This is a genomic window from Pseudanabaena sp. SR411 (genome assembly GCF_002251945.1).
In the GTDB taxonomy this organism is placed as follows: Bacteria; Cyanobacteriota; Cyanobacteriia; order Pseudanabaenales; family Pseudanabaenaceae; genus Pseudanabaena.
On the sequence record NZ_NDHW01000097.1, the window covers coordinates 23,830 to 34,601 of the forward strand.

Annotated in this window: 11 protein-coding genes; 3 read left to right on the forward strand and 8 right to left on the reverse strand. The window is 44.1% G+C overall.

Annotated features, from left to right (window positions below):
* Positions 1-84: 84 nt before the first annotated feature.
* The 8 genes from B9G53_RS09700 to B9G53_RS09735 all read right to left on the reverse strand — a co-directional run bounded on the left by B9G53_RS09700 (position 85) and on the right by B9G53_RS09735 (position 7,977).
* Positions 85-933: a HEAT repeat domain-containing protein gene (locus B9G53_RS09700; protein WP_094531613.1), complete on the reverse strand. Its 849-nt coding sequence runs from the start codon at positions 931-933 to the stop codon at positions 85-87.
* A 120-nt stretch (positions 934-1,053) separates the two neighbouring features.
* Positions 1,054-1,869 (reverse strand): HEAT repeat domain-containing protein, encoded by an 816-nt coding sequence (locus tag B9G53_RS09705; RefSeq protein ID WP_094531616.1) that lies wholly within the window; start codon positions 1,867-1,869, stop codon positions 1,054-1,056.
* 118 nt (positions 1,870-1,987) lie between these two features.
* Complete coding sequence (gene cpcA, locus B9G53_RS09710; RefSeq protein WP_094531618.1) at positions 1,988-2,476, reverse strand: phycocyanin subunit alpha; 489 nt, start codon at positions 2,474-2,476, stop codon at positions 1,988-1,990.
* Between the two features lie 153 nt (positions 2,477-2,629).
* Entirely contained in the window at positions 2,630-3,148 is a 519-nt protein-coding gene (locus B9G53_RS09715) for a phycocyanin subunit beta (RefSeq protein WP_094531620.1), read from the reverse strand.
* 476 nt (positions 3,149-3,624) lie between these two features.
* A complete protein-coding gene (gene pap / locus B9G53_RS09720; protein ID WP_094531623.1) occupies positions 3,625-5,094 on the reverse strand; it encodes a polyphosphate:AMP phosphotransferase in 1,470 nt (489 codons plus the stop codon).
* Positions 5,095-5,339: 245 nt separating this feature from the next.
* Positions 5,340-6,254, reverse strand: coding sequence for a glycine--tRNA ligase subunit alpha (gene glyQ / locus B9G53_RS09725; protein ID WP_094531636.1), 915 nt, complete (start codon positions 6,252-6,254; stop codon positions 5,340-5,342).
* 200 nt (positions 6,255-6,454) lie between these two features.
* Positions 6,455-7,672 (reverse strand): precorrin-6y C5,15-methyltransferase (decarboxylating) subunit CbiE, encoded by a 1,218-nt coding sequence (gene cbiE, locus B9G53_RS09730; protein ID WP_094531624.1) that lies wholly within the window; start codon positions 7,670-7,672, stop codon positions 6,455-6,457.
* On the reverse strand, positions 7,669-7,977 hold the full coding sequence (locus tag B9G53_RS09735; protein WP_094531626.1) for a hypothetical protein: 309 nt from the start codon (positions 7,975-7,977) through the stop codon (positions 7,669-7,671). Before B9G53_RS09735 ends, cbiE begins: the two co-directional genes overlap by 4 nt.
* 173 nt (positions 7,978-8,150) lie before the next feature.
* Here B9G53_RS09735 and B9G53_RS29005 point away from each other — a divergent pair, with 173 nt between their 5' ends.
* The 3 genes from B9G53_RS29005 to B9G53_RS09750 form a co-directional block, all read left to right on the forward strand.
* On the forward strand, positions 8,151-8,324 hold the full coding sequence (locus tag B9G53_RS29005; RefSeq protein ID WP_094531628.1) for a BrnT family toxin: 174 nt from the start codon (positions 8,151-8,153) through the stop codon (positions 8,322-8,324).
* The gene (locus B9G53_RS09745) at positions 8,305-8,427 is read left to right on the forward strand and encodes a hypothetical protein (RefSeq protein ID WP_254923610.1); all 123 of its coding nucleotides are present in this window, start codon (positions 8,305-8,307) and stop codon (positions 8,425-8,427) included. Before B9G53_RS29005 ends, B9G53_RS09745 begins: the two co-directional genes overlap by 20 nt.
* A 113-nt stretch (positions 8,428-8,540) precedes the next feature.
* A partial coding sequence (locus B9G53_RS09750; protein WP_094531630.1) for a TIGR03960 family B12-binding radical SAM protein occupies positions 8,541-10,772 on the forward strand: 2,232 nt, incomplete at its 3' end.

Sequence of the window (10,772 nt, forward strand, 5' to 3'; positions counted from 1 at the left end):
ACCCAATTTTTGATAGCGCGGCTTAGCCGCGCTATCAAAAATTGGGTTCTTTAGTAAATTGCAGAATCCTAAGTATCGCAATCTTTAATTATTTGTCTCGGTGATCGCTGCTGCTAATTGCTGAAACCGACGTGGATCACCTTCGCTGCCAGAATTAATGCGCTCTTGTCGCTTAATTTCATAAAGTTGATTGAGAATATCTTGCCAATCACTGGAAGTAAGCGGCGATTTTTTCTCTTCAGTCTCTGGCATTTGTATGGACTCATGAGAAATATCAGACTTAATTTGTTGAATTTTTTGCTGAAGCTTCTGTTGCGCCAGCCAAACCCGACCCCGAATTGCGAGAACTTCATCATTACAAGACATCAAATTGAATTGCGTTTGAATTTCTGCTAGCCATGTAGGATGCACATCAGCGATCGAGATCGCCAAAGACTGTAAGCCCACCACTGAGGCATAGCGCACCACCCATTCTTCATCCTGTTGCGCTACAAATAGTAAGGCATCTAACGCTTCTTCTTGGGCAATATCCCTTAGTTCATCGGGAAACCAATGCCATTTCATTGTACCTAAACCCTTAACAGCGGCACGGCGCACACTCATTGCAAAGTCCGCAGTTGCTACCCCCAGTAAAGTTACTAAACCTCTTGGATCACCAATCCCTGCTAAGGCTCGAATCGCCCATGCGCGTGCTGTGTAATTATGCATATCTAGGAGTTCGAGCAAAGGCGGTACAGCAGCACTTCCCAGTAAAATTAATCCGTCCACAGATGCTACTGCGGCTCCTGGATTGTTATAACTAAGCGCCTCAATCAATATGGGAATAGCACCTTCTAAACGAGCCGCCGCTAGATTTTGGACTGCTTCGAGCAGTAGCTTGGAAGAATCTGCTTCTTCTACAGCTTGGATAAGTTGGGAAAGGCGATCAGTCATATAGATAGGTTAGAGAAGCTCTTTGCGCTCCTCTACTCTACAATAAATCATCCATCAGTACCAAAACTCTAATTGCATCATGAAAAAATAAATAAAAGGGTCGCATGGCGACCCTTTTATTTATAACAACTCATCCATCAGTGTCATGACTCTAATTGCGCCATCGGTCAAATCTGGTGGAGTCGCCAGAACTATTTGTTTTTCTAACAAACCTTTAAGAGAAATTAACTTGAGACTATTCTCGGCCATCGTATTACCGATCGCTTCTGCTGCCGATAAATAACCGATCGCCCCCAAGTCCGAAAGAACTGTGCGCCGCAATTGCAAATCATTATTGGCAAGAGCCGCAACTAAGCGATCGCCATATTGATCGGCAACCGCAGGCTCCGAAAGCTGATACATCGCTCTAGCCGCCGCATATTGCACTTTAGGAATCGGATGATCTAAAAATGGCAAAATGTGAGGAATAGCTTTTACGGCTCCTAAGGTTCCTAATGCTTCGAGAAATGCATCGTAAGGATGTTCTGGTTCTGAGTCGGCACTAGCTTCAGAGTTAGGATTTTTGATTAACTCGATTAGGTAAGGTACACAGGAATCGTCGCCCAACATTTCTAATGATTGAGCCACAGCTTCACGTACATAAAAGTCATTGCATTCCAAAGATTGGATTAATGCTGGTACAGCACGGCGATCGCCTAATTTCCCTAACGCTCTCGCAGCATTGCGTCGTAATGGATAGCCCCCAGCCTCAGTGCGATCGGCTTCGTCTGCTAAAGCGGCAATTAAAAGATCGATCGCTTCTGGCACATTCACCCGAAATCGTCCTAACCACCAAGCTGCATAAACTCGCAAGCCCAAATCTTCGCTTTGGAGATTTGCGATCGCCTGTTCAATGGTTAATAAATTATCGTCGGGAATACCAGTTTCTTCGTTCATAATTTTGATGTGACCTTGTACTACATAAGCATAAAAGGCGGCGCAAAGCGCTGCCTTTTATGCTTGGCTTGAAAACAAAAAGCACCCCATTGGGGTGCTTTTTGTTTCTTAGAAAAAATTAGCTAAGTGCATTGATTGCATAGTCGATGTAGGAGTTTGCTTCAACAGCAGAGTCTCCAGACAAACCATGGTTAGACTTAACGTACTTGAGAGCTTCAACGTACCAGCTAGGAGAAAGATCAAAGGTGCGGTTGATTTCGGCAATACCAGCAACCAAGTAATCATCCATTGGACCTGTACCACCAACTACACAGCAGTATGTAACCATACGGATGTAGTAGCCGATGTCACGTACACACTTGTCTTTACCAGTTTGGGTAGAAGCGTAGTTAGCACCAGTCATGGAGGTGGTGTAAGGGAACTTGCTGTATACAGCGTTAGCTGCGCCAGAAGCCAAAGAATCAGCCTTTTCGCTCAAAGCCTTAGCAGCAGCTAGACCAGAGGTAGCTTGACGGAAGCGACCGAAAGCAACTTGGGTTTCGGTGGTGCTGAGGAAACGACCTTGAGAATCGGCGGCGGATACTGCTTCGGTTAAAGGGGTTTTCATTGTGGGATGTACTCCAAAATAATCTTGTTAAGGTAAAAGCGATCTGATGAAAAATTCATTAATTCAGTCAGAACCAATGGAATGAAATCAAAAAAATTAAATTATTTAGTCTTTAGTCCAGTCAATACAAAGCCCAGACTAAGGGACTAAAAACTAAGCAACAGCAGCAGCAGCCTTGTCGAAGTAGCTACCGATTTCACTCATAAGAGCAGAACAATCGCCACGGGTTACGCCGTTAGGATCGTTAGCAATTGCGATCGCTGCATCCTTCATTTTGCCGATACCAACAGCAACGGAAGAACCAGGAGTACCAAGAGCCAAATAGGTTTCTCTCAAACCATTGAGGCAACGATCTTCCAAGATGCTTGCATCGCCAGAGTAGATAGCGTAGGTAACATAGCGCAAAACGATTTCCATGTCGCGCAAGCAAGCTGCCATACGACGGCTGGTGTATGCATTTCCACCAGGAGCAATCAAAGCAGGTTGTTCAGCGAACAAAGCACGAGCAGCATTAGCAACGATTGCAGAAGAGTTGCTGGTGATGCGGTTTACAGCGTCCAAACGCTTGCTGCCATCGGCAACCATTGCGCTAAGAGCATCAATTTGGGAAGCACTGATATAAGCGCCTCTGGAATCAGCTTGGGATACTACCTTTGCAAATGCATCGTACATAATACTGTTATCTCCAGTTATTGAGTAATTATCTTTTATTTTTTAGACAGTTAACAATCTCAAACCAACTATCGCAGTTTTTTAATTGTTAGCAGCTATTTTAATTGTTTCTGATTTTCTCTTTCGAGAAATTTAGAAAAACTTTATTTTTAAAAATAGCTAGTTATTCAACCTAGATATAAATGATTGGCAAATGATTGCTGCTCATTTATTTCATCGGTTTAATTTCTAACCTATTTGTTTATACTATGTCGTTGGATCATTTTGTATTACAGATTGTCACAATTTATAACAGCTTGTTTCGAGATCACCTTTTTTGGCTAGCGATCGCCATTGATTCCACGTAAAAAGGCGGTTCTAGCCATCGCAAAATTACCTTTTTCATTCTTGTTTTAAAATTTGCTGTATTTTCAGCAACAATTTTTTGAGCTAAATTCCAAAACACAAAATGGCTACGCCATTTTGTGTTTTGGAATTTAGAGAGACTTTTTCAAGCGATCGCAGAGTGTTTTGACTACTTTAATTCGTGCAAATTTCTTATCATTTGCTTCGATCATGTACCAAGGTGCAAACTCAGTTCCCGTGCGTTCGATCATCTCGTTAGCCGCTAGTTCATAGTCATTCCACTTGGCTCGATTGCGAAAATCTTCATCGGTAATTTTATAGTGCTTATAGGGAGTTTCCTGTCTCAATTGGAATCTTCGTAACTGCTCGTCAGCATCAATATGAATCCAAAACTTGAGTATCAAAGTGCTATGTTCGTGAAGTTGCTGCTCAAAATTGACGATTTCATTATAGGCTCGCATCCATTCGGCTTCCGAGGCAAAACCCTCAACCCGTTCTACCAGAACTCGTCCATACCAACTGCGATCAAAAATCGTGACCCGACCCGCTCTTGGAATATGTCGCCAAAATCGCCATAGATAATGATGCGATCGCTCCTCATCCGTAGGTGCAGCTATGGGAATAACCTGATAGTCACGCGCATCTAGAGCCGAAGTAACACGGCGGATAATTCCTCCTTTACCTGCGGCATCCCAACCCTCAAAAACAAGAATCACCGATCGCCCTAATTGTTTAGCCTGACGATAAAGTAAATTAAGCCGACCTTGATATTTTTCTAACAATCTCTTGTATTCTTCTTCACTGAGGCTCTGCTCAAGATCGAGGGTATCCAGAATTGTGTAAGGGTTCTCAGCTTTAACTGGTGTAGATATTTTGACAGCCCGTGATTGTTCGGCGGCAAGACGCTTGGAAATCAGGTCTAGGATATAGTTCCCCACCGTAATGCTGCGATATCTCTTATCTTGTCCTTCAATAACTAGCCAAGGCGCTTCACCTGTACTAGTCGTGCGGAGTGAACGTTCTGAAGTAAGCCGAAACTTATCGTAAAGCTTGAAGTGCTGCCAATCCAAATCTGTAACTCGCCATTGAGTTTCGGGATTCTTCATCAGCGATTTTAGGCGAGCCGATTGGGCTTCTTTACTGAGATGAAACCAAAATTTGATAATCAGTGCGCCGTCATCCACCAACGCTTTCTCAAAGGCATTAATTCGCATCAAATCCACATCAAGATCCGTATTTTTGGTCTTCCCATAGACTTGATCAATAATGGGGCGTGTATACCATGACCCAAATAAAATACCGATACGTCCTTTTGGTGGTAAGACTCGCCAAAATCGCCAAGCCTCTGGGCGTTCGCGCTCTTCGTCAGAAGCGGCTCCAAAAGCATGGGTTTCGAGGTAATGTGGGTCTATCCACTCATGGAGCAAATTAACAGTTTCCCCCTTGCCAGCACCATCTACGCCACCAATGAGAATAATCACTGGAAAGGAAGCATTTTTGAGTTCTTCCTGAATTTCCAAGAGTTTTATCCGTAGAATTGGTTCTTGAGCTTCATACTCTACTTTACTTAGCTTATGTCCGATTTCAGCAGATTCAAACATAGTAAAAGTATCTATCCTCAATCAAATACCTAAACCTAGTTTAGTCGCATTGAATATACCCAATCAATTTTCATGTCTTCGGCAGAAATAACCACATAGGTTCAAATCATTTGGGGGATTGGGTTTTAGGTAAAGATGAATGACATAAATCGTAACAGATTAGACTTGTTCCCATTGGCGATCCAAGTCAAAGGTTGACTTGGGTCTAACAAAAAAGTAGGAGCCGCAAAGCAGCTCCTACTTTTTTAAATTGGGACTGCTAACTCAGCACCTAAAGGAAATCCTAATGCTTCCCTTTGGGCGTAATAGAGTTTGGCAACTTGACGAGCAAGATTACGAATTCGTCCGATATAGCGCACCCGCTCAGTTACCGAAATAACGCCTCTCGCATCCAGCAAGTTAAAGGAATGCGAACATTTCAACACGTAGTCAAAGGCTGGTAAAACTAGTTCAGACTCTAATAAATGTCCTGCTTCCTTTTCGTATTGCAAGAACAATTGGAACAGTAAGTCAGAATCCTGTGGCTTGCCACCAAAGTTGCCGAAGTTGTAGCCACTATGCTCGACTTCACCTTGGTGATGCACCTGTCCATATTTAATGTCGCCTAGCGTTGGATGCGATCGCCACACAATGTCATATACCGAGTCCACCCCTTGTAAGTACATGACTAGACGCTCTAGCCCATAGGTGATTTCCGCAGAAACGGGGCGACAGTCTAAGCCGCCAACCTGCTGAAAATAAGTGAACTGGGTGACTTCCATTCCATCTAGCCACACTTCCCAACCGACACCCCACGCACCAAGGGTCGGTGATTCCCAATCATCTTCAACAAAACGTACATCATGATCAGCAGGATCAATGCCCAAATGTTTGAGGCTATTGAGGTATAGATCCAGCACATCATCGGGGGATGGCTTGAGAATTACCTGAAATTGATAGTAATGTTGCAAGCGATTCGGATTTTGTCCATAGCGACCATCGGTGGGACGACGGCATGGCTCGACATAGGCGACGCTCCAAGGCTCAGGACCGATCGCTCTCAAGAAAGTATGTGGACTCATTGTGCCAGCACCCTTCTCGGTGTCGTAGGGTTGAGCAATCAGACATCCGCGATCGCTCCAATATTTTTGCAACGCCAAAATAACCGACTGAAAATCCATGCTGTACAGGGCAATAACACTAGTATTTTTTATCCTATCAGCGATCGCACCGCAAATCTTCCAAACCCGAACCAATAAATTACTGAAAGCGTTGCTTTGCAACGCTTTCAGTAATTTATTGGTTCGCTTGACTAAAAAATTATCAACCAAAGAGTATAAGGCGGCGCAAAGCGCCGCCTTATACTCTTTGTAAAATTTGGTCAAGTCTTAATTATTTCCCATTGCGTAACAGGACGCATTGGTTTCCAGCCTAGAAAAGAACCGATCGCTTCGGCTCGACTGATCGAAATCTGGGTAAGTTTGCCACCATATTGTTGTTGCCATTGAAATAATTTCTGCTCTCCTTCGAGGGTGACTACATTAGCCACTAAGCGACCCTGCGATCGCAAATTTTCCCAACAAGTCTCGAATAAATCTGGAACAGTCGCGCCACCACCGATAAAAATTGCATCAGGTGTAGGTAAACCTTGCAAAACTTCGGGGGCTTTGCCTTCGATAATTTTGAGATTAGGAGTACCAAGGGCGATCGCATTTTCAGCAATGAAATGTGTACGAGATTTTTCGATCGCGATCGCTTGGCAACGGGGATGACTTCGCATCCATTCAATGCCAATGGAACCGCAACCAGCCCCCACATCCCAAAGTAATTCCCCAGCATTGGGTGCAAGTGTTGACAACGTAATCGCTCTAACTTCGCGCTTAGTTAGTTGTCCATCATGTTGATATGCCTCATCAGGAAGTCCTGCTATCCGCGAAAGTATCTTGGCTTCAGGATTGGGTATACATTCCACAGCGATCGCATTGAGATCGGCAAATTCGGGAAAGTTCTGATATTGATTAGCAACATTAGAAATAATCCGCTCTTTAGTTCCGTTGAGATGTTCTAAGACTGTTATTTTGCTATTGCTGAAATGGCGATCGCAGAGCATATTTGCCACAATTTGCGGCGTTTCTTTGCCTGCACTAAGAATTAGAAGTTTAGCGTTTGGATAAATATAAGTTTGCAAAAGCGAAGCAGGACGACCACATAAGCTCAGGGTTTCTATTTCATTTAGTGACCATCCTAATCGCGCACAAATCAAGCTAAAAGTAGAAGGTGAGGGAATAATTACAACTTCTTCGATGGGAATTCTCTTGAATAAAGTTGTACCAATGCCAAACCAAAGGGGATCACCACTAGCTAAGACACATACCGATTTACCGCGCAAATTAATAATTTGCTGAATAGTTGACTCAAGGGGCGATGCCCAAACTATGCGTGATCGCCGATCTTCTGGCAATTCAGGCAACATCGCTAAATGGCGATCGCCACCTACTAAAATTTCGGCATGATCAATTAGCGATCGGGCGGCTGAGCTTAGTCCTAATAGACCATCTTCACCAATACCAATTACCATAAGCCATTTTTTGCTAGTCATGCGAATTGTATTTGATCAGGGTTAATTCCCATTTCTCTAAGCTTTTCCATCAGTCGTTTCGCCTTTTGTTCGGATTGAAGTCGAGACTCTTCAGCCTGTTGTTTTACTGTCCTTTCTTGATTAGCGATCGCCTCAGCATGAGTCACTTTTGCATTAGTGGTCAGATAGCGAATGTCAGCTAACAAACTCAGCAGGAGATTGGGAATGTCGTTCTTTAACTGTTTATCCACTGGTGTTTCGTCTGAGAATTGCAATTCTTCGACGGTGGGAAGAATGCGGTTTTTGCTATAGATGAGGTTAACCATAGCTTATTCAAGCAAAGCGTTGAGTGCTACAGCACAAAGCGCTGTAACAAGTCACAAGATAAATTTTGAAAGCGTTGCTTAGCAACGCTTTCAAAATTTATCTTGTGACTTGTTTGATCGGCAATTACTGTAATGATTATAACAGACCTGATTATTGCAGCATTTCTTGCTAAATGGAGATTCTAAGCAAAATACAAGGTGAGACGCACTTTGTGGTTATTGGTAAAATAAATAACAAGCATTGGTCAAGAGTTATTACCTACCGCGATCAAAATATTCGGATTATTTCTGTGTGTAGATCACGCATACAAGAGGTTGCTCTACTATATGAACGCCAAGGAATTTGACCAAAAATTTGATGATGCTGAAGAAGATATCTTGATCTATCCAAAGCCAAGCGCCCCTTTGCTACTCAAAAAAGGCTTAGTATTGATCTGCCTATCTGGATGATTGAGCTAATTTATCGCGAAGCCAACCGCTTAGGTGTAATGCCTCAAACTATTACTTAAACCTCCCTCGCTGAACATTTAGCTGCTAACAAACCCTAAAATTAATTTTCAGTTATGCCCGTACCCGTAGAACAGTTACTTAACTCCGAAATCCTTAAACCAGCCCGTTATCTAGGTAACGAGTTTGGCGCAGTGCATAAACCTTGGGAGCAGGCGATCGTGCGCTGGTCGCTTACTTATCCTGAAATTTATGAGGTGGGTGCATCAAACTTAGGGCATATTATCCTTTACAGCATCATTAATTCCAAGGAAGGGCAACTTTGCGATCGCGCCTATCTCCCTGCACCTGACCTCTCCGCAAAACTGCGCGAAACTAAAACAGATTTGTTTGCTGTCGAGTCTAAGCGATCGCTGCGGGAATTTGACATTTTGGGCTTTAGCCTAAGTTATGAACTAGGCGCAACCAATGTTTTGGAAATGTTTGACCTCGCCAATATTCCCATGACTTGGCGTGAAAGGAGTGAATTAAGTATTGAGGAATGCCCATTAATCTTTGCAGGGGGACAAACTGCTACTTCTAATCCTGAACCCTATGCCGACTTCTTTGATTTCTTTGCCCTTGGTGATGGCGAAGAACTATTACCTGAAATCGGAGAAGTTCTCAAAGTCGCGAAACTTGCAGGTAAAACTCGTCGTGAAACCTTACTAGATCTTGCCAATGAAGTCGATGGGGTCTATGTCCCTGAATTCTATGATATGGATGAGAAAACGGGCGCAGTTACTCCCAACCGTGGCGATGTTTCGCCCCGTGCATTGCGGCGTGTGGCGACACCAATGCCAGAGCATAGTATTGGCTTAGTTCCCTTAGTGGAAACCGTTCACGATCGCCTTACTATTGAAATTCGGCGTGGATGTACGCGCGGTTGTCGTTTCTGCCAACCAGGGATGCTTACCCGTCCCGCCCGTGATGTCGAGCCTGAAAAAGTGGTCGATACCATTGAGAAAGCCATTCGTGAAACAGGCTATAACGAGTTCTCTTTACTTTCTCTCTCCTGTTCTGATTATCTCGCATTGCCATCAGTAGGCGTACAGATCAAGAATCGCTTTAAAGATGAACATGTGACGCTCTCGTTGCCTAGCCAAAGAGTCGATCGCTTTGATGAGAATATTGCCCATATGCTGCGTAGTGGCGATGGTCGTCAACAGGGACTGACATTTGCACCTGAAGCTGGAACCCAGCGCTTGCGGGATGTGATTAATAAAGGCTTGACCGACGAAGAGCTATTGCAAGGGGTGAAAACTGCCTATGTCGAAGGTTGGGATAAGGTCAAGCTCTACTTTATGATTGGCTTGCCGACGGAAACCGATGAAGATGTGATTGGCATTGTCAATACGGTGGAATGGCTCCAAAATGAATGTTCGCAAAAGGGAAGAAAGAAGATTTCCTTTAACTTGACTATTTCCAACTTTACACCCAAGCCCCATACGCCTTTCCAATGGTTCACCGTCTCTAGTGGTGAGTTTGTAAGGAAGCAGCAATTACTTCGCAAGGAATTTCGTCGCTTGAGTGGAGTGAAGGTGAACTACACCGAGGTTCGCATCAGTGCGATGGAGGATTTTGTCGGGCGGGGCGATCGCCGTTTGGGTAAAGTACTATATCGCGCATGGCAACTGGGCGCGGGTATGGACTCATGGTTTGAAAATACCGAAAAAGCTTTTGGTGCATGGACACAGGCGATCGCCGAGGCAGATCTAGTTTGGGACGCACCATCGTTAAAAATGCAGGATGCTTTACCTTGGGATCATATTGATACGGGTATCGATAAACAGTGGCTGATCGAAGATTGGGAAAGAGCGATCGCGGCTCAGATTGTTCCTGACTGTTCCTTTGGTGGCTGTTCCCATTGTGGAGTCTGTGGTCCTGAATTTGGACATAACGAGGTAATTCCACCACCCGAAGTGCCGCCCATTTCCCTAGAGAAGCCCAAAGTACCGCCCAGAGTTCAACGCATCCGCCTCAAGTTTGGCAAACTAGGCGATATGAGTCTAATTTCTCATCTAGACTTGCATCGATTCTTTCAACGTGCTGCTAGGCGTGCGGCTCTGCCTGTTGCTCATACTGAAGGCTTCAATCCTTTACCACGTATTTCTATAGCGAAGGCTCTGCCGCTCGGTCAAACTAGCAGCGCTGAATTTGTGGATTTTGAGCTAACGGCAACTATACCCATTGAAGAATTTCAAGAACGCTTCAAAGCAGAATTAGATGCGGATCTGCCAATTTATGCGATCGAGGAGGTTCCTGTTCATGCGCCTTCTTTGGATGCAATGCTTGAAGTTGCGGAATAT